At 38.0% G+C, this 26194-nt stretch carries 20 protein-coding genes; 7 read left to right on the forward strand and 13 right to left on the reverse strand.

What is annotated here, in order from left to right; genetic code table 11:
- Window positions 1-630: phytanoyl-CoA dioxygenase family protein (locus ACO1O5_RS00995; RefSeq protein WP_486267583.1), on the forward strand; the 630-nt coding region annotated here is incomplete at its 5' end.
- Between the two features lie 30 nt (window positions 631-660).
- Window positions 661-2637 carry a beta-L-arabinofuranosidase domain-containing protein gene (locus ACO1O5_RS01000; protein WP_486267585.1) on the forward strand — a complete coding sequence of 659 codons (1977 nt, stop codon included), beginning with the start codon at window positions 661-663 and terminating at the stop codon, window positions 2635-2637.
- 61 nt (window positions 2638-2698) lie between these two features.
- Here the strand turns inward: ACO1O5_RS01000 and ACO1O5_RS01005 are convergent, their stop codons facing one another.
- Both ACO1O5_RS01005 and ACO1O5_RS01010 read right to left on the reverse strand, forming a co-directional pair.
- Complete coding sequence (locus tag ACO1O5_RS01005; protein ID WP_486267587.1) at window positions 2699-4723, reverse strand: adenylate/guanylate cyclase domain-containing protein; 2025 nt, start codon at window positions 4721-4723, stop codon at window positions 2699-2701.
- Window positions 4724-4793: 70 nt separating this feature from the next.
- Window positions 4794-6821: an adenylate/guanylate cyclase domain-containing protein gene (locus ACO1O5_RS01010; protein WP_486267589.1), complete on the reverse strand. Its 2028-nt coding sequence runs from the start codon at window positions 6819-6821 to the stop codon at window positions 4794-4796.
- Between the two features lie 435 nt (window positions 6822-7256).
- On the opposite strand from ACO1O5_RS01010, the gene ACO1O5_RS01015 reads away from it, so the two are divergent.
- A complete protein-coding gene (locus ACO1O5_RS01015) occupies window positions 7257-7439 on the forward strand; it encodes a hypothetical protein (protein ID WP_486267591.1) in 183 nt (60 codons plus the stop codon).
- Window positions 7436-7717 carry a hypothetical protein gene (locus ACO1O5_RS01020; RefSeq protein ID WP_486267593.1) on the forward strand — a complete coding sequence of 94 codons (282 nt, stop codon included), beginning with the start codon at window positions 7436-7438 and terminating at the stop codon, window positions 7715-7717. Before ACO1O5_RS01015 ends, ACO1O5_RS01020 begins: the two co-directional genes overlap by 4 nt.
- 74 nt (window positions 7718-7791) lie before the next feature.
- Here ACO1O5_RS01020 and ACO1O5_RS01025 read toward each other — a convergent pair whose 3' ends face one another.
- The 10 genes from ACO1O5_RS01025 to ACO1O5_RS01070 form a co-directional block, all read right to left on the reverse strand.
- Window positions 7792-9327, reverse strand: coding sequence for a glycosyltransferase family 39 protein (locus ACO1O5_RS01025; RefSeq protein WP_486267595.1), 1536 nt, complete (start codon window positions 9325-9327; stop codon window positions 7792-7794).
- Between the two features lie 131 nt (window positions 9328-9458).
- The gene (locus ACO1O5_RS01030; RefSeq protein WP_486267597.1) at window positions 9459-12500 is read right to left on the reverse strand and encodes an efflux RND transporter permease subunit; all 3042 of its coding nucleotides are present in this window, start codon (window positions 12498-12500) and stop codon (window positions 9459-9461) included.
- 146 nt (window positions 12501-12646) lie between these two features.
- Window positions 12647-13579 carry an efflux RND transporter periplasmic adaptor subunit gene (locus ACO1O5_RS01035; RefSeq protein ID WP_486267599.1) on the reverse strand — a complete coding sequence of 311 codons (933 nt, stop codon included), beginning with the start codon at window positions 13577-13579 and terminating at the stop codon, window positions 12647-12649.
- A 29-nt stretch (window positions 13580-13608) separates the two neighbouring features.
- On the reverse strand, window positions 13609-14853 hold the full coding sequence (locus ACO1O5_RS01040) for a TolC family protein (RefSeq protein ID WP_486267601.1): 1245 nt from the start codon (window positions 14851-14853) through the stop codon (window positions 13609-13611).
- Between the two features lie 57 nt (window positions 14854-14910).
- On the reverse strand, window positions 14911-15351 hold the full coding sequence (locus ACO1O5_RS01045) for a PepSY-like domain-containing protein (RefSeq protein ID WP_486267603.1): 441 nt from the start codon (window positions 15349-15351) through the stop codon (window positions 14911-14913).
- 82 nt (window positions 15352-15433) lie between these two features.
- A complete protein-coding gene (locus ACO1O5_RS01050; RefSeq protein WP_486267605.1) occupies window positions 15434-16405 on the reverse strand; it encodes a phosphatase PAP2 family protein in 972 nt (323 codons plus the stop codon).
- 114 nt (window positions 16406-16519) lie between these two features.
- Window positions 16520-17791, reverse strand: coding sequence for a sensor histidine kinase (locus tag ACO1O5_RS01055; protein ID WP_486267607.1), 1272 nt, complete (start codon window positions 17789-17791; stop codon window positions 16520-16522).
- Entirely contained in the window at window positions 17791-18459 is a 669-nt protein-coding gene (locus ACO1O5_RS01060; protein WP_486267609.1) for a response regulator transcription factor, read from the reverse strand. The genes ACO1O5_RS01055 and ACO1O5_RS01060 overlap by 1 nt, the downstream gene beginning before the upstream one ends.
- 83 nt (window positions 18460-18542) lie before the next feature.
- Complete coding sequence (locus tag ACO1O5_RS01065) at window positions 18543-18950, reverse strand: acyl-CoA thioesterase (protein ID WP_486267611.1); 408 nt, start codon at window positions 18948-18950, stop codon at window positions 18543-18545.
- A gap of 76 nt (window positions 18951-19026) precedes the next feature.
- Window positions 19027-19434, reverse strand: coding sequence for a DoxX family protein (locus ACO1O5_RS01070; protein ID WP_486267613.1), 408 nt, complete (start codon window positions 19432-19434; stop codon window positions 19027-19029).
- A gap of 178 nt (window positions 19435-19612) precedes the next feature.
- Between ACO1O5_RS01070 and ACO1O5_RS01075 the strand changes: the two genes are divergently transcribed.
- The 3 genes from ACO1O5_RS01075 to ACO1O5_RS01085 all read left to right on the forward strand — a co-directional run bounded on the left by ACO1O5_RS01075 (window position 19613) and on the right by ACO1O5_RS01085 (window position 25134).
- Window positions 19613-22660, forward strand: coding sequence for a tetratricopeptide repeat protein (locus tag ACO1O5_RS01075; protein WP_486267615.1), 3048 nt, complete (start codon window positions 19613-19615; stop codon window positions 22658-22660).
- Between the two features lie 33 nt (window positions 22661-22693).
- Complete coding sequence (locus ACO1O5_RS01080; protein ID WP_486267617.1) at window positions 22694-24349, forward strand: hypothetical protein; 1656 nt, start codon at window positions 22694-22696, stop codon at window positions 24347-24349.
- A 137-nt stretch (window positions 24350-24486) separates the two neighbouring features.
- Entirely contained in the window at window positions 24487-25134 is a 648-nt protein-coding gene (locus tag ACO1O5_RS01085; RefSeq protein WP_486267619.1) for a hypothetical protein, read from the forward strand.
- Window position 25135: 1 nt separating this feature from the next.
- Here ACO1O5_RS01085 and ACO1O5_RS01090 read toward each other — a convergent pair.
- The coding region (locus ACO1O5_RS01090) for a DUF389 domain-containing protein (RefSeq protein ID WP_486267621.1) at window positions 25136-26194 on the reverse strand (1059 nt) is incomplete at its 5' end.

Consider the following 26194-nt stretch of genomic DNA (forward strand, 5'->3'; position numbering starts at 1 on the left):
CGGGATACTTATGGAAAAGCATTTCTGCAGATCATGAATATCTGGACTAAATCGCAGTTAGTAAAAGAAATTGTGTTCAGCAAAAGGTTGGCGAAAATTGCCTCCGATCTGTTAGGTGTTTCTGGAGTAAGACTGTACCATGACCAGGCCTTATACAAGGAGCCTCATGGAGGAATTACGCCATGGCATGCAGATCAATATTATTGGCCGTTATCAAACGACGCAACCGTTACGGTTTGGATTCCATTGCAGGAGACTCCACTTGAAATGGGACCCCTTGAATTCAGTGCCCAGAGCTATAAACTAACTACCGGAAGAGATAAAGAAATTGGAGACGAGAGCCAGCAAATACTTAAGGAAACACTGGCCAGGGAAGGATTTGAGCATGTAATTGAACCTTTTGAAATTGGGGAAGTGAGTTTTCACCGGGGTTGGTTGTTTCATCGTGCCGGCGCTAATAATACTGACAAGATGAGAGGTGTAATGACAATGATCTACATGGATAAGGATATGATTTTAAAACAACCTGAAAACAAGAATCAACTTGTAGACTGGGAAACATGGTGCCCGGGAGCAGAAATTGGAAAACAAATTGATACGCCTATTAATCCGGTTTTGTATCAAGATTAATTTGATGAATGACTCCAAATTAATAGCAGCATGAAAAATATAAATGCCTGCGCCTTTTTGATGTATGCCATAACAAATTTCATTTTTTTACAAACTACCTATGGCCAGCTGAACGTTGAAAAACCTTTTGAGAAAATAAGACCAATTTCAGAAACATTTCAGCCCCTACCTTTTTCTTCAATAAAGCCGTATGGTTGGTTAAAAATAGAAATTGAAAAAGACCTCAACGGTTTCACAGGACATCTCGATAGTCTTGCCCCTTCTTTGATAATACAGGATGATATTTATGACAAAAACCGGCTTACTAAAAATGTAAAGAGTAAAGATGTGGGAGCCAAAGCTGATGCAGGTGACTGGCAGGTTCAGTTTCTCTGGTGGAATAGCGAAACGCAAAGCAATTGGCGGGACGGCTATATACGCAGTGCAATTCTGGTAAATAATGGTAAACACCTCGCAAGAATAAAAATCTACATCAATAAAATTTTAGCAACGCAGGATGCCGATGGATATCTAGGTATCTATGATAAAGAACTTCGCTATAAATTTAATAATGAAAACGGCGAACTTTGGTCGAAGACTACTTTATTAAGAGGACTCCTGGCCTGGTATGAATATACGAAAGATAAAAGAGTCTTGACTGCTATTGAGAGAGCAGTGCAAAACGTAATGGATAACTATCCTGAAAATGACTCTCATCCTTTTTATTCTATACAGCCCAATGATGGTGGTATGACTCACGGGCTGGTTTTTACGGACGTACTCGAAAATTTATATAAGATTACTAAAAATAAAACCTATCGTGACTATTGTTTATTCTTATATAAAGATTTTTCAAGAGAAATATTGAATGAAGATGCGCAGTATAACAAACTAGTTGATCCGGATTACAAACTGAAAGGCCATGGAGTTCACACGTATGAACATCTGCGTGCTGTTGCTGCTGCTTATTATGCGTCAGGAAATCAATTATTGGGAAAGGCATTAAAAGATTTTTTAAATAAGATTGAACAAACGACAACTGTTTCCGGCGGTCCCGCCGGTGATGAGTGGATAGGAGAGCGCAAAGCTGATGAAACAAATACTGGATATGAATATTGCTCTCTGCAAGAATTAATGAATAGTTATGAAGATTTGTTTTTAAAAACCGGCGAAGCAAAATTTGGTGATAAAACAGAAAAATTATTTTTTAATGCTGCACAGGGTTCAAGAGACCCTGGTCAAAGTTGTATCGCCTATCTCAAAACGGACAACTCTTATTACATGATGGGCGGATTAAATGGTGACACAAGTGATAAAAAACAAACCCGTTATTCTTATTCACCCGTGCACCAGGATGCAGCCGTGTGCTGCGTTCCCAATGCCGGCAGAATTATTCCCTACTATGTTCAAAATATGTGGATGAAAAATAAAGGTGGCTTGATCGCTTCCTTATTAGGCCCTTGCGAAGTGAGCACTGAAATAAATGGAAATAAAATTCGCATACAGGAAAATACATCCTATCCTTACAATTATTCAATCGAATTTAAAATTGAAATTAACCACCCAACTTCTTTTGATATTAAAATAAGAAAACCATCGTGGGTCAATAAATTTTCTGTAAGCGGGCATTGGACTGAAGAAGACGGATTCATCATTATGCATAAAACATGGAAGAATAATGATACAATTTCTATCCGGTTTTTCCCTGAGCCTGAAGTAACGCAAGACGCCAAGAATGAATATTATTTTACTTATGGGGCGCTGGTTTTAGCACATCCTATTGCATCATCTGTAACGACAACAAGACAATATCCGTTAAAAGGATTCCATGACTTTCGCTACCAGCCTCTTTCACTGGCGATATATGAGTGCGTTAATAATGACGTACCTGAAATTATGATTGAAAATAAAAATAACCTGCAATTCACAACCAGGATGTTTAATCCGGTTTCACATAAAAGTGAAGCAATTCAATTGGTTCCGATGGGGAAGACAATTTTACGACTAGTAAGTTTTAAAAAGCAATAAGTAATTGCCTGCAATTTTATTTCTATCGGGGATACAAATCTTCCCCTTGTTAATAACACCGTTATTCCAAATTCATTTTTTTGATGATCGCTTTAAAGCGAGGTTCTTTTCTAAGCGGATCAAGCATAGGATCAACTGTTATAAATGGCATTTGTATTGCATGAATTTTGTAACCATATTCTAATTGAGTAAGTGCTTCGTTAAAATTCCTCATACTTACATATACGTAAGCCACCAAATATGGTGCCTGCAGTAAGTCCTGTTTTGAAACTTTGTTAAAGAGTGATTTGCCATTTAAAGAATCACCAGAGAGGTAATATGTGTATGATAACAAAAGAAGCCCGTTAGAGCCCAGGTCCCATGTTACTTTTGGGCAATTGGAAAAAGTATTAATAGCATCAGGGTACAATTGTTTTTGAACATAAGCTTGCCCTAACGGAACATAACTATTTATAAATTTCGAATTAAGATTAAGATTTTTTCGAAGCTGTAAAATTGCGGAATCGTATTTTCTCGAATGATAATATTCTCTCCCCAATACATAGTTAATAACTGCGGAGAGCGGGTCAAGCGCCAAAGCCTTTTTTGTCTCGGCTATAGCTTCGTCCGTTTTACCATACGCGAGCAAAACATTTCCGTAATATAAATGAGCGATTGGGTAATTAGGATTGGTCTTAATTATTTTTTCAAAAAGAATTTTGGCGTCATGCCAATTGTATTCAAAATGTGATTGAATAAAACCAATAGTAGTCCACGCTTCAGTAAGAGTGCTATCAAGCGATAATGCTTTTTGGGCATAATCTTTAGCGATAGGTATAGATTCTAGTTGTGATAAACCTTTTTGATTAAATGTATAACAATCTGCAAGGCCGGAATAAGCGAGCGCAAAGTCTGGATCAAGGTCTATGGCCTTTTTGTAATAAACTTCTGCACTGTCGTACGCTGCTTTATTTCGCTGATCCCAGAAGAAACGACCCTTACGATAAAATTTATATGCCTCTATGTTTTCGGTGGAGTGTTTGGTAAGATCTTGCTTTTCTTCAGGTGTAAGACTTGCACGTAACGCACTTACAATGTGTTCCGCCAAATCGCTTTGAATAGATAATAAATCTTTGCTGCTATAATTGTAATCTTCCCCCCATAATCTCTTGTTGTTACTAACTTCCACGAGTTCCGCAACTATATGGATATTATTTGGCTGCCTTTCTATTGTTCCCGTAAGTATTGCTGCTACGCCTAATTGATCTGCAATTTCCCGTAAGCTGCTTTTGGTATTCCTGAACCCTCTTACTGAAAACCATGCTATCACTTTTTGTATTGACGAAACCTTTGAAAGGTTATTAATAATATCCTGCGTGATGCCATCTGATACATATTCCTCGCTCTTGTCTGTTCCTATATTTTCAAAGGGTAGCACCGCAATTGCTTTATCACCTGTAAATCCTGTATTATAATAAATTTTGTAAAGGAAAAAAGATATACCAAGCAAGGCAATTATTATTGCTGTAACAACCCATTTTTTTATTGCTGATTTTTTTTTATTTTCTTTAAGCTTGCCGGTAAGTTCTTCTTTCCTGGGAACCGCTAGTCCATCATTGGCCAGCGCAAAAACCTCCATCGGCTCATCCACATTTTTAAAATGAAACTTGCCTACAGAAACGCTTTTAAATTCCTGTTGATTTCTTATTTTGCTGCAAATTTCGGAAGAGAATAATATCGAGTTAGCAATGCCAAGAGATTGAATGCGTGAAGCCACATTAACACCATCTCCGAAAACTTTTCCATCTTCAAAAAATATTTCTCCAACGTGCAGGCCTATCCGAAGAGGAACTTTAGGCTCAGTGCGGAATTGCTGTTGCATTTCCATTGAACACCTTACTGCCTGGGTGGCGCTGGCAAAGGTGCAAAGACTGCCGTCGCCAAAATCATTTAGAATTTCCCCGCCATAGGACGATACAGATTGTTTCAGCACTGCCACATAACGTTTGTTTATAGAAAGGGCTGCCTGTTCATCCTTCTGCATCATCGAAGTAGAACCAACTATATCAGTAAATAAAATAGCAGCAAGCTGACGGTTTTGTTGCATGTGTTATACCCAAATGTAGTGAGGATAAAAATAATCCTGAGGTAAAAAAATGGCAGCAATTTAAAAATGCTTAATCAAGGTTCATTTTTTTTAGCAACGCTTTAAAACGGGGTTCATTTCTGATAGGATCTAAAATGGGGTCAACCTTGACCCAAAACAATTGAATGTCCCTCGTATTATAAGCCAATTCTAACATGTTTAGCGCCTCTTTATAATTTTTCAGAGCTATATAATCATATGCCAAAAATAAGGGTCTATGCCCGGGATGGTCATTTAATATTTTCTCCAAGGTTGATTTTGCAAGGGCTGTGTCTCCTGAAACGGCATAGCCATAACATAGATAGTAAATTTGCTCGGGCTCAGAACCATCTGATATTTTGGGGAGTTGTTTGATCAATTCGAGGGCTTCAGTTAATTTTTTCTTTTCCAAATAGACAAGGATAAGAGTTTCTTTCGTATAGAGATGATCAGGATCAAGAATAAGAGTTTTTTTCAGTTGTTCAGAGGCAAGCTCATATTGACGAGCCAGGTAATAATTCCTCCCCAGAATCCAATTGAATCGTGTGTTAAGTGGATCAAGTTCAAGTGCTCTTTTTACTTGCCCAATTCCCTGCTCTGTACTTTCGCCGTAGTATTGTAATAAATTACCATAAAAAAGGTGTGCCTCAGAATTATTGGGATTGAGCTTTAGAGCTTTTTCAAATGTGATTTTTGCTTTTGTCCAATCATAATCGAAATTAGCTTGAATAAACCCGAGAGTAGTTACCGCTTCACTGAGATTGCTGTCCAATGCCAATGCTTTGGTAGCATACATTCTGGCAATTGGGACGCCCTCAAGCTGGCTTGGCAATTTATAGAATATGTAACGATTGGCTAAGCCAGAATAGGCCAATGCATATTCAGGATCAATTTCAAGAGCTCTTTTATAATAAAGTACAGCACTGTCAAAGTATGCCCCATTATTTTTGTTCCAGTAGAAAAGTCCTTTGCGATATAATTTATAGGCTTCCGGGTTTCCGGTATACTGCTTCGTCAATTCTCTCCTTTCTTCCGGTGTTACACTTGCTTTGAGTGCGCTGGCAATTTGCCCCGCCACTTTAGATTGAATCGTTAGCATATCGGCGTTGTCGTATTCAAAATCATCTCCCCATAATCTTTTTTTCGTGTCCACTTCTATTAACTCTGCAATTATTTTCGTTTTATTGCCCTCAGTTTCCACTGTACCCGAAAGTATGGCGGCAACACCAAGCTCATTTGCAATTTCATTTAATGACTTAGTCGTTTTCTTAAATCCTTTTACAGAAAACCACCCAATCACTTTTTTCAAAGAAGAAACCTTTGAAAGACTTCCGATAATGTCTTGTGTGATTCCGTCGGAAATATAATCATCGCTGTTACTCCCCCCGATATTTTCAAATGGCAACACAGCAATTGTCTTTTCACCCGAAAATCCTGAAGTATGAAAAAAATCCTGGTATACAAAGTAGGATGCTAACAGTAGTAATGCAGCTGATGCGGCGATGATCCATTTTCTAAAAGCGGATTTTTTTTTAATGTCTTTTAATTTGCCGGTAAGTTCTTCTTTTTTGGGAACGGTTAATCCTTCGTTAGCTAATGCAAAAACTTCCATTGGATCATCCACATTCTTAAAATGAAACCGGCCAACTGATACACTTTTAAATTCCTGTTGGTTTTTGATCTTGCTGCATATCTCGGAAGAAAATAAAATTGAATTGGCAACACCCAAGGATTGTACTCTTGATGCCACATTTACACCATCACCAAAAACTTTCCCGTCTTCAAAAAATATTTCTCCAACGTGCAGGCCTATACGCAGAGGAACTTTCGGGTCTAACTGAAACTTCTGCTGCATTTCAATCGCACATCGCAAAGCTTCTGTCGCGCTTGAAAAACAACAAAGACTTCCGTCACCAAAATCATTTAAAATTTCTCCGCCTCGCCGTAAAACACATTCTTTTAATACAGCAACATAACGCCTGTTTACAAAAACAGCATTTTGTTCATCTTTCTGCATCATTGAAGTGGAGCCAACAATGTCAGTAAATAATATAGCAGCTAACCGGCGAGACAGTTCCATGATGCCTTTGATAAACTTAAATGTTCTCCTAAAATAAAACTAATTAAGGAGAACACCCATTTTACAATTCAATCTAACATCACCTACTCTAATACGCCCCGCATCTAAAATGTATAGGTGTAACCCAGGAAAAATAACGAATTGGCAAAATGCCATGTTGAAATTGAATTCATTCCTGTTATCGCAGCCATTCCTTTTTCAGGAATCGTTTCTACAGTAGCACGGATCGCCCAATTGTATTGCTACGTTTACAGGCTGCAATTCTTTAGCTGACTTATCATTAGGATCGGTATAAAAATAATCTTCCGTATGATATAATTACCGGCTGGAAACTTAAGGCCGATGTCGACATGTATATTGCTGTTTTTTGTTTTGTTTGTTTTTAACAGCCATTTGTAAACGTCAAACCTGGTGTCTCCTAATTCGTAGGCGTGAGTGTCGTGCCTATTGCACAACGGGAGCGATGGACACTGGATCGGGCCGACATCTATGGTACATCATGATGGTAATTTCTATATTGGAACACTTACGCCTTTCCCGTTAGCACAGGGTGCGGCGGCTGTTTATGATTATCGCCTAACGGAAATTATATCATTTACGCGTCAGGATTTACAATGATATTAGGTGTTGCATTTGATGATAACAATAATTTGTATGTACTTGAAAATACAGTGGGTCAACCCGGACCAACACCCGGTTTTGGCGACGTTGTGAGAGTCACTCCTTCAGGACAGCGACAAGTAATAGCTTCCGGTTTGCATTTGCCCACTGCAATGACATTTGGGCCTGATGGGAAACTCTATATCTCCGATTGGGGAATAGGCCCTCCAGGCTTAGGTCAAATAGTACAGGTTACATTTAAATGTCGATATGTGCAGGCTGATTCAAAAAACTAATCAAAATTCCTGATCATTTTCTTTCTCAGGTGTTAATACAAGACCCGTCTTTAAGGGGTTTTCTTGTAAAGTTCTTATCTAAACTTTTTATAATCATCATTTATTTTCTGCTGGAACATTTTATTCATTGCTTCATTAGCTCCTTTAAAAAGAATAATGAGTGTTCCTCTTTCTCTTGCATACACATTGGTTACACTATCTGTTACCACAGCAGATTTAAAATCTTTTATAAATGGATGTTGCATTTCCTCCTGGTCATCAGTTATCAATATAAGATTTTCCAGATGGACATTTCGTGGCATCCAGTATAAAAAGCTTCCATTGTCACTATACACTTCGGGCAGATTGTATTTGTGCCGGTAATAATTTACAGCGCCGGCTTCTCCATAATTGTCGCAAAATAAAAACGTATGTGCCTTCTCGTTACTATCTAAACTATTGTAGGCCTTTGCCATTTTTTGTGCCATCTCTTCCCATCCAAGCATGTCGGCAAAATCCTGTGGAAGCGGGTGATTGCGAAGATCCTCCCATTTTAAGAAACCGGTTTTTTCGGTATCCATAACCTCGTAATACCTGGCAAGCGCTTCGGGTTTTGCCACGGGCAGCAAAATGGGAATAAATACGATACCCAATAAAACGGGTATCAATACAAAAACGTATCTCCACAGTTTTACTCGTCTCTGGGAAAACTTTTCAAGGTGGTAGGCGCCAAAGGCTAGCAGTACAGGATAAACGCCAAGGGCATAATAATTTTTGCCATGAAGCACAACTAATATGATTATTACAAAAAGATAAGCCCAGCCAAATGCCCGATACTTTTTCCCCTTAAAAGAGAATGCGGCATAATACAACCCGGCTAGCCAGATGAATACGCACGGCAAATTCATTAAAAACTGGTCAACTAGAAAGCTTTTAGGGCTTACATATTGCAATTGAGTTCGCGTAAGTTCTTTCATATGTACTAGGATCGGGAAATGATGATTATATTCCCATAAAATAGTTGGCAGAAAAATAAGCAAAGCAATTAAACCGGCATAGTACAAATGCTTATTAGCAAATAGTTTTCTCTGCCTTGTGAGTAGCAACCCGACAAGTATACTTACTAAAAAAATAGCAACGGAATATTTACTGAGCATACCAAGACCCACGCTGAAGCCAAGGAAGTACAGGTATATATTTTTTTCAGTTTGAATATAACGTAGAACGCTATACGCAATCATTGTCCAGAAAAAAACTTCAGGAGTATTGGGTTGAAATAAAAAGAACAGGCGCAGGTAAACACCGAAAATAAAAGGGAGAAATACCAGGAAAATCGCGAACATGCCACCACCCAGCTTTTGAATAATTTTAGCACTTACAATAAATGTGAGAACGCCAAACATATCCGGCCAGAATTTTACCCAAAACATTCCATCGCCAAGTATATGCGTAAGCCACGCAAAAATGGATAACATCGGAGGTTCTTCCGCGTACCCCCAGGCTAAATGATACCCTTGCGCCAGGTAAAGAAATTCATCCCGATGCGGTTCGTAATAGCTGTTTTGTAATAAATAAGGAAGAACGAATTTTATAAGCGCTAATAAAAAGATAAGAGCATTGGTTTTTCTCATCCCGGCATTGTTTACTGAAAATTACGAAACGTTAGTTAAGGTAATTTTTTTTTTATCCGTGTAACTGAAATTCGTTTAATCCCCTTTTTGCTCAAAGTAAAAGCGCATCGAAGCTTCCTGGTCATTATTGCCTAAACCTTTGGCTTATAATTTTTATACAGCAATCTCAAAATACTTGGTAAAACTATAAGCAAGAGAGGTAATGCAATAATAAAGCCGCCTATAACTGCAATAGCTAACGGTTGATGCAATTGCGCACCGGCGCCTATTCCCAAAGCCAGGGGCATTAATGCAATGATTGCTCCTAAAGCAGTCATAAGCTTGGGCCGCAAGCGGGTAGATATAGCGTACACGATAGCATCATCTACCGGTTTTTCACGCAAAGTATCTCTAAACTGGAGGTACGTAAAGATGGAATTTTCGCCAATAATTCCGACGATCATAATCAGGCCGGTATAGCTTCCAACATTCAGAGGCGTATGCGTAATGAATAAGGCGATGTAACTTCCTGCAATACCTAACACGGCAATAAACAAAATGGCAAGAGCCGTTTTTACACTTTTGAATAAAAACAGAATTACACCGAATACAAGAATGCTTGAAGCAATCAGTATCATTAAAAGTTCAGAAAAAGATTTTTGCTGCTGCTGGTATTCGCCGCCGTATTGTATTGTATAACCCTGGGGAAGATGAATTTGCCTTTTCATGCCGGCTTTAATATCTTTTATAGCGCTACCAAGGTCGCGGTTATCGAGCCTTGCCGTAACGACACCCATTGATTGAAGATTTTCCCGCTGGATTTCTACATCGCCGGGATTGACTTGTATTGTGGCTAACTCACTTATAGATTTTAATCTCCCGTCGGGAAGGAAGATCTGCAACTTTTTCATATCATCCACACTCATTTGCCTGCTGTTAGGATAAACTAACCGTACCGGATAAACGCGGTCTTTATCGTAAATACTGCCGATTACATTTCCTTCCAGCGACGTTTGAACCTGGTATTGCAAATTGGCTGGTGTAATTCCGAATTGGGCCAGCTTTGAGTAGTCTGGCTGAACGCTTACGGACGGCCCTGCAATAACGATCCCATCAAATGCATCTGCGGTACCTTTTGTGTCATCAACTACTTTTTTCACCTGTCTTGAAAGTTCATGCAGTTCCGTTTGATCTTCGCCAAAAATCTTTATTTCAATAGGTTGTACTGAAGTCATCAAATCACCGAGCATATCGGAAATCACCTGCCCGAAATCAACCCTGAGAGCCGGTTGGGAAGATTCGATTTGTTCTCTTAATTCTTCAATAACCTGGTCGGTTGTTTTTTTGCGGTTCTTTTTTAATTGAATCAGGTAATCTCCCGTGTTGGGTTCCGTGATAAAAAATCCCATCTGCGTTCCGGTACGTCGCGAATAAGCGGTTACGTTAGGATCAGCAATTATGATTTTTTCTATTGCTTGTAATTCCTTATCAGTTTCTGTCAAAGAAGTTCCGGGTATAGAGGCGTAGTCCATCACAATACTTCCTTCATCCATTTCGGGCAAAAAGCCGGTGGCTAATTTTGGCAGTATCAGTACAATTGCCATTACTAACCCCGCAACAAAGACAAGACTGATCCACGGCTTAGTAATAAACCATGACACCCATCTTTGTTTTTTTACATCATGTGTCTCGTTTGTTTCAACGACTATGTTTTCACTTTTCTTTTTACGCGAAAACCACAGATAAACAACGGGCAAGCCGAGCCATGTTACAAAGAAGGAACACACAAGGGTAATGATCATGGTGTTGGTGAGCACATTGAAATAGGCGCCCGCCACACCGCTCATCAGCATGAACGGTATAAAAATAACGATAGTACTTATTGAAGAACCAACCATTGCAGGAAATAGATACTTAATAGCATTGTGGACGATATTTTTATACTCATCGAGGGGATTTTCTTCGTGTGTGCGATGTATTTGTTCAACAACTACAATGGCATCATCTATAATTAAACCAATTGCGGCGGCAATAGCGCCGAGTGTCATTATATTCAGCGTGTAGCCGATACCATAAAGTGTTATTAATGTGGCACCCAGGGTAATCGGTATCGTAATTAAAATTGTAGCACTTGCTTTAAATGACCGGAGAAAAATGATCGCTACTATAATTGCTAATGCAAGACCGATCCACAAGCTGTCTGTAACACTGGTTACCACTTCATTAACAAAATTTGCCTGTATATAGTAAGGTTTAATAATTACATCTTTTGGAAGTGTTTTCCTTAACTCCACGATCTTATTTTCCATTTGCTTTGATACGTCAACAAGATTGCTGTTGGGTTGTTTTATAACCGCTATCAATAATCCCTCTTTGCCATCAGCATTTACTTTTATGTATTCGACAGCTTCGTTTATTTGAATATCGGCTATATCCCGCAAGCGTACAATACGTTTGCTATTATTGCTGACCACAACATTTTTTAAGTCATCAAGAGATTGGACGGAGGCATCGGTAACCGTTAGATAGAGAAATCTGTAGTCAGAAAGATAGCCATTTGACTTTAGAAAGTTTGTTTGCGCCAATGCATTACCTATGGCATCGGGAGTTACCGAAAGCGAGCTCATCTTTTGGTGATTGAGTTTTATCCAAAACTCTTTCGATTTGCCGCCGATAATCCTTATTTCGGAAACACCCGCAACCTGGCTCAGGTAAGGTTTTATGGTGTATGTTGCCAGTTCCTTTAATTCGATAGGAGAGAGTTCATGGCTTTCAACGGAGTAACCCATCACCGGTAAAATGGATGGATTCATTTTTTCGACCGTTATGACTACTTCCGGAGGTAAACTGTTTCTGATTTCGGCAATCCTTGCTTCTATTTTTTGCTGGCTGATATCGACGTTTGCATCCCAATTTATATAGGCCGATATTTCGCAACTTCCGCGACTTGTTGAACTGCGGATACCGGTTAGATCGGGCACTTGCTTTATGGCGTTTTCCAGGGGACGGGTTACGTTGACCATCATCCTGTCAACCGGCTGCAGTCCTGCATCTGCAATAATTTTTATTTTGGGAAAGGTGATTTCAGGAAAGAGGGAAGTCTGCAATTTCGCATACGCGAACAATCCACCCGCTATCAACATAAAGAGGACAACAGTTAAAGGACTTTTATGTGTAGTAAAATAATTTTTCATAATGGCCTCATCCCAACTCTTCCTCCCCGGGGGAGAAGGACAAGACTTGCTCAGAAGTCTTCAGGTTGTTTTCTTTTAATTTTACACAATGAAGTGATTGATCAGTTTTATAAACATAGTAAATCCTGCATTGAACTTCGAATATCCTATTTAGTTACGATGACCGAAGCAGTGTCCGCAAGTCCATAATTTCCGCTTAATAAAATTTTATCTTTTGGAGAAAATTCAGGTGAAACAATTTCAACACTGTCACCACTTTCCAATCCTTTTTTTACCGGAACCTTTACAGCGGTAGTATCGTTGATCATTTTCATTACCCAGAATTCTGATTGCGTCTCATTAGATAAAACAGAGTTTTTAGGCAATGTTGCAGCATTGGGTTTCGCAACTTTTACGATTCGTATGGCCGCCACCAGGTTCTGCGGAATCTTATGAGAGGTATATGCTTTGACCGAAAATGTTTGTGTTTGCGATATGGAATCCATCATCGGCATTGGTGAGCTAACGACGCCGGTTAATCGCTCATTACCCGGCAGTATAATTTCAACATTCTTGCCGACTGATACATAAGGAATATCTTCATACGGGACGTTCATTATAAAAGCAAAACTTTTAGAATCGCTTATTACCGCCAGTTGCTCTCCATCCTGTACATAATCACCGGGCTGGTGATCCATTTCTGCAATAAAGCCATTACTGTTTGCCGGTATCATATTCACACCTGAAAATTTAAAATCAGGATCAAGACTGTTAACGGTGTTACCTATTGCTTCCGCTTCTTTGGTTTTTAAAACAAATAAAGTTTGCCCTTTATTTACAAAGTCGCCAATTTTTACATTTACATTTTTAACGTAACCGATAATATTTGACTTCACATAGCTTTTTTGCAGAAACGATGAAGTGGCATTTAGTTCAATATATTGTTGCAGCGGGCCGTAATTAACTGATGTAACGGTAACGGGTGTGCGTGTTTCTATTGCTGCATCTTCTTCTGTGGCAGTATCTTTTTGCCTACAACTGAAAGTTATTGTCGCAAATGAAAAAAATAGCAAAATAATTTCGACGGAATTTTTTTTCATGACCTGCAGTTTATATTCTTAATCATTTATTAGTTGGCGACGTTCCAGTAATTTAATTGGTTAATAATTTGATAACGGGTAATCATGTTTTGTACGACCAGGTTTCTGGAAGTAATATAATTATTTAGGGCCAGCACATAATCAGTAATTTTTATATCCCCTGTTTCCAGCAACTTTCCATTTACCTGTATTAATGTTTTCAGATATTCTATTTGTTTATTAATAGGAGCGGTAAGTTCATCAATTGCATTCAATTGTTGTTGCAACTGCTGTACCTGCTGCGTTAGCTGTTGGGTGAAATAGTCTTTTTGCTTTTGCCTTGTTCTTTCCTGGATGTTGAGTTTCGTGTATTGCAACTGCTTTTGATGCCCGTCATAGATGGGGATAGTGAGGTTAATGCCCACATTGGTTCCAAAGTTTTTATAGGGCGTTACCATAAATGAAGACTGGTAGCCTGCATCGGCAAACAGGTTTACTTTAGGCCTGTAACCAACGTCTACTATAGAACGTTGATTCACTAACTGAAGGCTGTCAATTTTATATTTCAGAAGAAAAGTGCTGCTATCGTTAATAAAATATTTTGCAACCGAAATACCGGGTTCTGCCAGTTGGGTTGTCGATGTATCTGTAATGCCAGCCAGGTAATTTAAAGTGGCGTAGTCATTTTTATATTGAACTAAAAGCTGGCTGCGGGTTAATTGCTGCTGTTGCAATGTTACCAGAAAAGCTAAATAGTCAGATTGTTTGTAAACATTCTTTTGCGTAAGTTTTTTTAGTATCGATTCTTCATTGCTGAGCAGGGCAATTACCTCGTTATTAAAATCAATTTGCAATTGGTCTCCGTAAGTTGTTATGTACTGGGTAATGATAGTTTTTTTAATATCCTTTGTGGCGATAAATGATGTAACCTGAAGCGAATCCCGCTGCAATTGCAGGTTCTTAAACTGAAGGCCCAGGTTTCTCTTATTATAAATTTGTTTATTTATTGTAACCAGCGTTGATAATTGCTGACCGTTAGTTATGACCTCATCATAGCCGTACCCGTCGATAACCGGGGCGTAAAATGCGTTTCCGCTACCTGTAACCTGGAATTTATTTGCCGCACTAATTAACTGGCTGTCGATACTGTTTGATAAAATAAGATTTCGGTATTCGTATAATTGGGGGTTATTTTTAAGTGAACTATCCACAAAATAAGAGAGGCTTTTTATTTGAGCGATACAAAATACCGGCCCCATAAACGCAACTAGAAATATGAAAGATTTTATTTTCATTTATTTAAAACAAAAGCCATCCCTTGTTGAGAGACGGCTAAATGCCACTTGAATACATTATTTTTCGCTTTTAATGAAATTACCTTGTTCATCAAAAATAACGTCTTTGCCCTTAAGTTCAATTTCGTATGATATTTTGCCGGCAGCATTTGTAACTTTACCCGCTTCTGTAATTTTAACGCCTTTGTAATGTTTGTTTACATAAACGATGATTTGTTCCGGCAACTGGTTACGTGGTATAGCTTTTACGATTTCTATAAACTCACCGGAAGGCGTAAATTGAACAGAATTATCTTCGCCTGACTTGCCTCCCCAATTTGCTTCATAATTGTCATTCTCTTTTTCCCAGGTAACGCGTTTGGCATCTCTGTATTTACGGTAAAATGCGGTTTTTACCACGGCCGGAACTTTTATATGTTTATTATGCCCGTTCTCCTGTCCAAAGGCAAACATCGTAAGCGCAAATAAAATTGTTGCTAAACTTATAATCTTTTTCATAGTGTTATTTAGTTAAATGTTTAAAGAAGATGTAAAACTAAAAGGACATTCTGAAAAAAATTTGAAGATTTTAGAAAGGGAACTATCTAAACTTGTAAATCAGCCCGGGCATTAAATGCCCATACGAATATCCAAGGTTAAATGTTATAGTGTTTTTCTTTTGGCCGGGTGCTTTTAATTTCGAGTATCGGTGATAGTTATTAACAACCTCTTTACCGGTTAGAAAGCCCAGCGCGGCACCTACTAAAACATCGGTACTCCAGTGCTTATTTTCAGTAATGCGGCTAAGGCCAATTAATGTTGCTGCGCTATAAGCAATTATGGGAACAATTGGTTTATCCTTGTATTCCATAGCAAACACGGTTGCTGCTGCAAATGCAACGGTGGTATGACCCGATGGAAATGAGCTATATATTTTTTTACCACTGGTGGTTGTTGCGGTTTTTGAAAACGGTCCCAGGAATCTGGGCTCTGCTTCGCTACCGGGCGGATAAAAAGATGGCCTCGTACGTCCCGATAAAAATTTGGTAACGCTTTCTACTGCCGCCGCCGCTATATAGGATTGCGTGGCCAATAACGTTGTCGTCTGCATCTTTTCATTTTTAAATATAAAACCATAGGCGCCTATTGCCGCCAGAGTATAAGCCTCATAAATGCCGCCAAAATTTGTTATGTATTTACTCGTATTGGCGATAGTGGGACTTTTTTGCCGCAGTTTTAATGCGCCTTGTTGAATTGGTTCATCAGCGAAAGAAAGCGCTGTTGCAACCACGGCAAATTTCCCCAAATTTCCCCAATCCCGTCCTTTCATATGAAAAGGCTTAGTAAACGATTGTTTAAGATCGCTGCCCAACAAGATAAAATAGCTGTTGAAAGTTATTTTAGTATTATCATTGTAAGCTTTGGGCGTAACATTATTTACCTGGCCCCCGGCACTATCCGTTTTTCTGCTTAAACTGTCGAGCTTGTGTATTAATGTATCAGTTTTTTGGGAAAATCCCAGGGTAGGAATCGATAAAAGTAAGACCAAAATCCACCTGTTTCTTAATTTCATTATGGGAAAGTGTTTGAATAATTAATTCGTTTTTATAGATATAACAATATGTATACCCCTTTTTATTTGTAGCAAGCAATTTTAAACAAATGACAGCGCATTTCGACTTAAGGATCATAAGCTGCCATTTTTAAAATTTACAAGTAGCATGTGCATCCTATCCTTATAATTATAGCTAATTTCAAAATCATATGTATCGCAAATTTTTTTTACTATTGATAAGCCAAGCCCCATTGAATCATTGGAAGCAGACTCCTTTTTAAACCTTTCAAAATATATTGCCGGATTTGTGTTCAATATTTTCCCCGTATTTGCAATTGACAAATAGTTTTTGTTCAATTCAATTGTAAGGGTACCTTTTTCTATATTGTGTTTAATTGCATTTATAAGAAGGTTTACAATTAATATCTCTGCTAATGTTTCATTCATAGTTACCATAACATCTTCAGTAATATTCGTTGTTATATTGATTTCTTTTGCATGAAATAACTCCTCATAATTATTTAAATGTCGGTGCAGCAGAAGGCTTATATTAACATCTTCAGTTTCTTTAAATTGCCTGTTATCTATTTTAGTGAGTAAAATAAGTGACTGGTTTAGTTTGGAAAGTCGATTGGTCGTTTCGGAGATCGATTCGATTGCATTCATTTGGTCTTCTTTCAAATTTTCTGATTGGCTGAGCAATTCGAGTTTTGACCTGATAATTGCCAGCGGCGTCTGTATTTCGTGAGAAGCATTTTCCGTAAAGCTTTTTATTTCGTGGTAGTCTTGCGTGGCTTTTTTTGTCATGATGTTTACTGCGGAATTAAGTTCAGCAAACTCATTAATATTTGTTGGATCGAGGTGCACCTCATTTTTACCTGTAACATTAAATTGTTTAATCTGTTGCAGTGTTGAGTTGAAAGGTTTCCAGAGTTTACTTAATACAAACCTGTTTATGATAAAGAGTGTTACGAGTAATAGCAGCACAAGTGCGAGCGTAATCTTCAATATCAGTTGAACAAGATCTTCCGTTTCTTCCTGCGATTTTCTTACATCTGCTTTAAATACTTTTCCTTTAACAACCACCGGAAATTCCAATTGCCGATAATAGATATCTTTATGATGATGGGCATTGTATAATTCAACAGTGCTGAATTTGCGCATCACTTTCTCATCATTTGCAGGAGTGTATAATTCCTGTTCTTCTTTTGAATCTGATGGCTCGGGCAAAAGATTATTCTCTCTCACGTAATCCGTTATTTCTTTTTCTTCAACAATAAGGCTCTTGTCCAATTGGTGCACCAGGGCTCTTTCTATAACGAAGTAATAAGCAACAGCACTTAGCAATAATACAATGATAGTCGCTATTACATTAACCTGGTTGTATTTTGAAAGGAGCTTCATTAATTTGAAAACTTATACCCCATGCCATACACTGATTTAATATAATCAGCGCCTCCGGCCTCAAATAATTTTTTTCTTAAATTTTTAATATGGGTATAAATAAAATCATTGTTGCCCTGCATATCATCGCCCCAAAGATGTTCGGCAATCGCGTTTTTTGAAATCACCCGTTTTTTATTGCTCATGAAATACAGCAAAAGTTCAAATTCTTTTTTGGTGAGATCCAATGGCTTATCATTTACCAATGCTGTTTTGGCCCGTGTATCGATGCTCAGGTTTTCAAATTTCAATATATCATTTCCCTCAAAATTTTTTCGGCGGATAATTGCAGCTATCCTTGCGCTTAATTCCGAAAGATGGAATGGCTTCGACAAATAATCATCAGCCCCCAGGGTGAGGCCGCTCACCTTATCATCGATAGAATTTTTGGCAGAGATAATTAATACACCATCCATTTTATTGTTGGCTTTCAGTTCTCTTAAGATTTCCAGGCCATTCCCGCCGGGCAGGGTAATATCCAGCAGAATGCAATCGTAATCATACAACTCCGTTTTTTCGATGGCTTTATTAAAATCGGACGCAATTTCACAGATGTAGTTTTCACCTTTGAGATAAGTTGCAATACTTTCACTCAATTCTTTTTCATCTTCAATAATTAGAATTTTCACAATAAAATTTTGGAAAAATTACAAAATGAATCTGAAGGTAACCTGAAGAATTTATAAGGTGATGATGACATAAAGTTATTTCTCTAAAAAAAATCTTCTACTTTTTCCTTTATTGTCTCCGGCATATCGCAGCGCCTCATGGTTTTGGCATTCATGAAATACAATGTTACGGTTCCGCTGTTCAGCAATTCATTTTTCTCATTGTAAATTTCACCATGAAAAATTATTTTATGATGCAGCGGCAATTCGGTCACTTTGGTTACGACTGTTATCAGATCATCATATTTTGCGGGGCGTAAAAATTTTGTGTGTATTTCAACGACGGGCATTATTATACCTATTTCTTCAATACTCTTATAAGTAATTCCCAGGCTACGTAACGATTCGGTTCTGCCAATTTCATAAAACTGTGCATAATGCCCGTGGTACACAAACCCCATCTGGTCGGTAAGTGCGTAGTGTATTCTTATTTGAGTTTTATGTGTGAACAAGTTATGTGAGGTATTAAATTATTTTTATTGACTAAAGTTGTTAATCGCGGTCTGACGGCTATCGCCGTGCCGACCGCTATTTCCCAATCATTCCATCCACACTAATTTTTCCGGGACCACAAAAGAGTAAGGTTATGCAACAGGCAAGATAGACGGCTGCTCTTTCACCTGCTCCGAATAAAAGACCGTGATGAACCTTAAACAGGGCGACCGACATCGCGATTAAGATCGGTATCACGGCAAAGCGTGTAAACAAGCCCAGTATTAGAAAAGCCGAACAAAAAAATTCGGCAAATATGTCGAGCGATAGTGAAAGGGTGGAACCCATTCCCAGGAAATTTATGAAGCTGCCCTTCATTCCATTAAAATGCACAAGTTTACCGTAGCCATGACTTAGCATTAAAACCCCCAGGGCTACACGCAAAACAAGCATCGCAAAATTGAAACCTCCTGTTGAGTATTTTGTCGAAAGAATCCTTTTCATTTTTTTTTACAATTGTGTTAACAAAGATTGATGCAATTTAAAGTGTTTTATTTTCATCAATATGTTATTGACGAAGAAATAACTGGAATGGTGTTTGTACTTTTGCGCCAAATTTTAGGTTTTCTTTTTTTGATGTGTAAAGACCCGGCATCATAAAAAAATTAAAATAATATAATTCATGAATCGCCTCCTTATTCCCATTGCCTTTTTGCTTCTTTCTATTTCCTGTTTTTCCCAGGCAAATTATAACGTTACCGATCCGGAGAAAGATTATAAGGAAGCAAAAGAATTTTTTATAAAGGATGAATACAGCCTCGCATACCCCTTACTGAAAAGCTTGCGGGACCAATATCCCGAAAATACGCAAAGCAGCCATGCCTATATTAACCAGGATATCGAATACTATTATATTGTTTGCGGATTAAAACTTAACCAGGCAGTTGCGGAAGATGAGGCGCATCGTTTTATTGACGCGGCCAATAACGAACCAAGGCAGCAAATGATGAGCTATCATTTGGCAAAATATTATTTTACCAAAAATGATTTTGCACGTGCCGTAGTCTATTATGAAAGAGCAGGCTATGATAATTTAAGCAACGATGAAATTGCTGATGCAAAATTTGAATTGGCATATTCCTATTTCAACCTGAAACAATTTGATAAGGCCAAACCCTTATTCAACGAGATTCATCAATTGTCAACCAACAAATATTATTATGATGCTAATTACTATTATGGCTTCATATGTTATAGGGACCGTGATTATTCTGAAGCTTTAAATTCTTTCCGAAAGGTAGAAAACAGGGACAAATACAAAGGGCTTGTACCATATTATATTGCGCAGATCTATTATTTCCAGGGAAACAAAGAGGAAGCGCTCAAGTATGGTGAGAGTTCGCTTTCACGCAACGATATCTATTACCGCAACGATCTCAATCTTTTAATAGGGCAATTATATTTTGAAAAAAAGGAATTTGCAAAAGCGCTGCCTTTACTGAAAGCATACGTTGATAACAGCGACAAAGTTTCTAAAGAAGTAATGTACGAACTTAGTTATTGTTATTACGACGGAAACCAGGTGGATAAAGCAATTGAAGGCTTTAAACAACTAAGTAATGAGAAAGATTCTATGGGGCAAAACTCCATGTATCTATTAGGAGACCTGTATTTAAAGACCAATCAGAAAGAAAATGCACGAAGTGCATTTCAATACAGTGCCAACAATAACAGTAATAGAAAACAACAGGAAATTTCGCGGTTCAATTATGCCAAGCTTTCTTACCAGTTAGGCTACCAGGATATTGCGTTGAGCGAAATGAATAAATTCCTGGACTTATACCCAAATTCAGAATATGCTACTGAAGCCAAAGAAATTCTCATCAACCTTCTTGCCAATACCAATAATTATAATGATGCACTGGCTTTATATGAATCATTTGGCAAGCCAACACCATCCATGCAAAAGGTTTATCCAAAGCTATTGTTTGGCCGGGCCTCTGAATACATTAATGATGGCAAGCTGAGCGATGCCGATGACCTCCTTACAAAAATTATTAACGATCCAAATGCAGGGGCTGTGCTTCCTTTTGCCAATTTCTGGAAGGGCGAGGTTGCGTACAGGCAAAACCGTTATGACGACGTAATTAAATATATGAATGCGTATTTGTCATCCGGCGGTATCCAGGGAGAGGCTAATCCGGATGCTGCAAAATACACGCTTGGATATGCTTACATACAAAAGGAAAATTATCCTTTTGCCCTGGCTGATTTTAAACAGGTTGCTCCGGTTGTTTCTTCTCAATCTTCGGCTTTAAAACAAGATGCGTATGTAAGAGCAGCAGATTGTTATTTTATGCAAAAGAATTACGGCACCGCAAAAACCATGTATCAAAATGTTATTAATAATGGTCTGCCACAAAGCGATTATTCGCTCTACCAGATTGCATTAATAAGCGGAATAAATAATCCCAATGAAAAGATAAAAACTTTTAATGCTTTGATTCAGCAATACCCTAAAAGCGACCTGGTTGCAGAGTCTTATATGCAGATTGCGAATGCTTATATGGTGCAGGAAAAATTTAAAGATGCTATTCCTTACCTCAATAAAATTCTTGATATTAAAGATGCAAGCGGCCAATATCCTAAAGTTTACCTGAAATTGGGTTTGGCTGATTATAATTTAAATAATAATGAAGAAGCATTAAAATATTACCAGAAGCTGGTTACGCTGTATCCTCAATCCCCTGAAGCGGACGAAGCGATGGATAACATGAAAAATATTTATGTGGAAGTAGGGCGTCCAAACGATTATGTTGATTTTGTGCAGAAGGCGGGAAAGGTTATCAGCATTTCGGAAGCGGATTCGTTAACGTTTGCTTCTGCCGAGTTGAAATATACTAACGGTGACTGTGCTGGAGCAATAAACGCCTTCTCCAATTATCTTTCCAAATATCCACAAGGTGCTTATGCATTAGAAGCTAATTTTTATAAGAGCGAATGTTATTATAAGAATAAAGATTGGCAGAATGCTTTAGTGGGCTACCAGGCTGTAGTTGCCCAGGGAAGCAGCAAGTTTGCCGAAAGGGCCGCTTATGCTGCAGCGCATATTTATTATTTTGAATCGCAGGATTATCCTAATTCAAAAATTTATTTTGCAAAACTCAAAGAACTGGCAACAACTCCCGATAATCAATTAGAAGCTTTGCGCGGTTTGGTAAGAAGCTATTATCAAACAAAAGATTATACTGAAGCGAATACGGCTGCAAAAGAATTGCTTACTAAAAAAGGATTGAGTACTGACGATAAGGCCGTTGCTAATCTTGTACTTGGAAAATCTTTGCAGGCTAATAACCAATGCGAACAGGCGATTACAGCGTTTAAAGAAGTTGCTGCTGTAAACAAATCGGCCTGGGGTGCTGAGGCTCGTTATGAAATTGCCAATTGTTATTACATGCTTAATCAACTTTCCGCTGCCGAAAAGGCTGGTCTCGAAGTAATTAAAGTTACGGGCTCTTACGATTACTGGGTTGCAAAAGCATATATTCTGTTAGGAGACGTGTACCTGAAGGAAAAGGATTATTTCAATGCAAAGGCCACCTATCAAAGTGTGGCGGATAATGCAACTATTCCGGAATTAAAAAAAGAAGCACAGGATAAATTGAGCATTGCTATAAGCGAGGATCAACAAAATTCAAAAGTAGAAAATTCGCCTTCAACAAAAAAATAGCACGATTATTTAAACTTAATGAATTCAATCTTTATGATACTTTTAAAAAAAATCAACGCAAAGTTTTTGATCGCAACAATTTTCAGTTGTTGCTATTTTATTGCAGCGCGGGCGCAAAATGATACTTCAAGAAGGCAAACCATTGAAATCACCTCTTCCTATAAACCGGTATTGCGCAATACGGTAAAAATAAATTTGTACGCATCGCCGATTACAGCAGATACATCAAGGCCAAGACTTACCTACAATATTCCGCCACAAAATTTATTCTTCACGTATCAGCCTGTGTCATTAAAACCACTCGCTCTCGATGCAGATACAACATTGCAACTAGGCGATAGAAATCAATTAAAGGTTGGCTTCGGAAGTTTTACGACGCCTTATATTGCCGGCGCATTTAGTTTTGGTGATGGAAAGAAAAATTTGCTGAATGTCTATGGAAATTATATTTCGTCAAGAGGAAGTATTGACAACCAGGATTTCAGTGAATTGAAGATCAGGGGAGATGGGAGCATTTTCACTCCAAAGAGCGAAATATATGCTCATGCTGCATTTGCTCAGCATGAATATTATCAATATGGCTATGATCACACGCTCGATAGTTTTAGCAAATCTGATGTAAGAAGAAGCTACCAGGATTTATCAGCAGGAGTTGGTTTAAGAAATATTGCAGTTAACGATTTGAATTTTATTTATGATCCGCATCTCGAGTTGCATACTTTTTCGAGAGAAGGCAAGGCTACGGAAACCACCTTGCTTTTAACGTTGCCGGCTGAGAAGAAATTTAGCGATGCCGTTTCTGTGAAGGTAACCGCGACTGGAAATTTTGATAAGTACCAAATTAAAAATTCAACACTCCAGGTTACTAATAACCTTTTTGAACTGACGCCTGAATTTGTTTACTATGGAGACAGGTTCACTTTTCATGGCGGGGTTACTCCTGCATGGAACAATAGCGACGTAACTATTTTACCTAACATATATGCAGAAGCGCAGTTGCAAAAAAATGTATTGATCGTGCAGGCGGGATGGATAGGTAATTATATTGCCAATAGTTTTCGTACACTAAGTGGTGAAAACCCCTACATGCAAGACCCGACTTTTTTAAATAATACAAAGCAAAGGCAATATTATGGTGGTATTAAAGCGACGGTTGGAAATCATTTTAGCTTTAATGCAAGAGCTGCTTTTATTACTTTTAATAATATGCCTTTGTTTATAAATGATAGCCTCGATGGAAAAAGTTTTTACATTAAGAATGAAAGAAGGGTTGATGATCTGCAGATTCATGGTGATATGAATTTCATTAACCAGGACAAGTTTACACTTACGGCAGGGCTTGATCTAAATACTTACACAGGCCTGCTCGACAATGCAAAAGCCTGGGAAATGTATCCTTTAAAATTATCAGGTTCTCTTCGCTGGAATGCATTCAAAGAGGTGTTAATTAAAGGAGATATCGTGGCATTTTCAGGAGCAAAAGCTTTAGTAACTTATAATACCGTTGGTTCTTACGAAAAAAATCTAAAAGGTGGAACCGACATCAGTGTTGGTGCTGAATTTAAGCTTAATAAAAAATTCAGTGCATGGCTCGATTTGGACAATATACTTAACAGCAAGTATGAACGCTGGAACAATTATCCTGTTTACGGTTTGCAGGTTATTGGCGGCGTGCTAATTCATTTCTAAAGTAATTACAACAGCGCATTAAAAAACTGGCTGCCCGAACAACGAGTTATTTGTGTGGAGAGTTTCTATTGCCAGTATTTTTCCAGCGGAATACGTAATGGATTGTATAACTTTATTGATAGATATTTGCGGAAATTATGCAGGAACTTATCACATCTTATTTAATTCAAAAGAAAGAATGCCACCTCCCGCTGTTAGGTAGTTTTACAATAAAGCAAACGCCGGCATCATTGGAAATAGCTGATAAAATGATTAGTCCTTTCACGGACGAAATTATTTACAGTGAAAACGAAACGTATCTCTCGGACGGATTGAAAAATTATATTTCTCAGCTCCAACATATACAGGTATACGAAGCAGAAGAAAAACTTAACAACTGGTGCCTTAATGCTAAAATGAAATTAGATGCAGGCGAGAAAATAAATTTTAATTCTCTTGGTATACTTCAAAAGACTCCTGCCGGAAATATTTTATTTGAAATAGAAAATAGTATCAAATTTTACGAGCCCGTTGTTGCGGAAAGAGTAATTCATAAAAATGCTGAACATGCTGTGTTGGTAGGAGACAAGGAAACGACCTCGGGGGTTATGAATGAATTTTACCGGGAGGATGTTTTGCCTGAAAAAAAATATTCATGGAAGTTGTGGGCAATTATTTTGCTGATACTTTCTCTGTTAATCTTAATATTTTATTTCTCTAACCACGCATTTTCAGTGAATGGAATTGCGAACCACGCTGCATTTCCCGTTCAACAAGCGCCTGCTGGCTATTCTGTTCCTAAATAGATTATTTTTTATAAATCTCAACGTTCTTTAATGCGAGACGTTGCTTCAGCCAATTCTCAAATTTTACTTTATCATCGTTACTTAATTCTTTTGGCGATTCATAGAATAAAACAGTTGTTGCAAAACTGCTATCCTTGCTGGTATAAAAATCGTGGTTCGCAAGAGAAATGGCTGTTATGTCAGGAAAGAGTGCACTGGCTTCTTTTAAAATTTCTTTGTTGTCGAAAGTGTTCGCAGCAATTTCATTTCTTAGCAACCTGATCTCAATATCCTTTTGGTTTATGATCGTGTCAGCGCCCTTCACTTCATTCAATATATCTTTTTTTAAATTCTGAATATTTAAGCCCGAATCCTGCCTTACAATAAGTTTCGTGTTGGCAATACCATAATCCTTAAGATCATTGTTAAGATTTTTTATTTCGTTCTCAGTAAAGCGTCGTGATAAAAATGCCAGTTCTATCGTTTTAGGATCACTGTTATAATTTGTTTTTTTATAGATTAATGTATTTCCCTTATCATTAAACTCCTTATCTATAAATGTATTTACAGATTCGTTATATTTCTGCTGATAATACAAAGAATAGGCGAAGTAGGCACTTGGTAACAGCATTAGAAGGGTAAGCGTCGTAATGCCATATTTGACTCTTTTCGCATGTTTTGGTTCAATTTCTTTTGCAGGGTACTTTAAAAATTTTACAATTATATAAGTCGCGATACAAATGAATACGCAATTGATGCAATAAAGAAACAGCGATCCGAAAAAGTAAATGAAATGACCAGTTGCTAAGCCGTAGCCAGCAGTACATAACGGGGGCATAAGCGCAGTAGCTATTGCAACGCCCGCAATGGGGTTTCCCTTTTCTGTCCTGGTGACCGCTATAACACCTACCAGGCCACCAAAAAAAGCGATCAAGACATCATAAATATTAGGAGATGTTCTGGAAAGTAATTCAGATTGAGCCTCTTTAAAAGGGCTTATATAAAAATACAATGTTGAAAAACATAAGCCAACAAGTGTAGCGTTCAGCAGGTTGCGAAGCGATCTTTTCAGCAAGGCAAA

Source organism: Ginsengibacter sp., assembly GCF_057362405.1.

Bases quoted from the DNA above. Each gene is read 5' to 3' on its own strand.
- ACO1O5_RS01045 (WP_486267603.1), bottom strand. From the start codon at position 15,351: ATGAAAAAGATTATAAGTTTAGCAACAATTTTATTTGCGCTTACGATG.
- ACO1O5_RS01030 (WP_486267597.1), bottom strand. From the start codon at position 12,500: ATGAAAAATTATTTTACTACACATAAAAGTCCTTTAACTGTTGTCCTC.
- ACO1O5_RS01025 (WP_486267595.1), bottom strand. From the start codon at position 9,327: ATGAGAAAAACCAATGCTCTTATCTTTTTATTAGCGCTTATAAAATTC.
- ACO1O5_RS01055 (WP_486267607.1), bottom strand. From the start codon at position 17,791: ATGAAGCTCCTTTCAAAATACAACCAGGTTAATGTAATAGCGACTATC.
- ACO1O5_RS01005 (WP_486267587.1), bottom strand. From the start codon at position 4,723: ATGCAACAAAACCGTCAGCTTGCTGCTATTTTATTTACTGATATAGTT.
- ACO1O5_RS01075 (WP_486267615.1), top strand. From the start codon at position 19,613: ATGAATCGCCTCCTTATTCCCATTGCCTTTTTGCTTCTTTCTATTTCC.
- ACO1O5_RS01085 (WP_486267619.1), top strand. From the start codon at position 24,487: ATGCAGGAACTTATCACATCTTATTTAATTCAAAAGAAAGAATGCCAC.
- ACO1O5_RS01040 (WP_486267601.1), bottom strand. From the start codon at position 14,853: ATGAAAATAAAATCTTTCATATTTCTAGTTGCGTTTATGGGGCCGGTA.
- ACO1O5_RS01035 (WP_486267599.1), bottom strand. From the start codon at position 13,579: ATGAAAAAAAATTCCGTCGAAATTATTTTGCTATTTTTTTCATTTGCG.
- ACO1O5_RS01050 (WP_486267605.1), bottom strand. From the start codon at position 16,405: ATGAAATTAAGAAACAGGTGGATTTTGGTCTTACTTTTATCGATTCCT.
- ACO1O5_RS01080 (WP_486267617.1), top strand. From the start codon at position 22,694: ATGATACTTTTAAAAAAAATCAACGCAAAGTTTTTGATCGCAACAATT.
- ACO1O5_RS01070 (WP_486267613.1), bottom strand. From the start codon at position 19,434: ATGAAAAGGATTCTTTCGACAAAATACTCAACAGGAGGTTTCAATTTT.
- ACO1O5_RS01000 (WP_486267585.1), top strand. From the start codon at position 661: ATGAAAAATATAAATGCCTGCGCCTTTTTGATGTATGCCATAACAAAT.
- ACO1O5_RS01010 (WP_486267589.1), bottom strand. From the start codon at position 6,821: ATGGAACTGTCTCGCCGGTTAGCTGCTATATTATTTACTGACATTGTT.
- ACO1O5_RS01020 (WP_486267593.1), top strand. From the start codon at position 7,436: ATGATATTAGGTGTTGCATTTGATGATAACAATAATTTGTATGTACTT.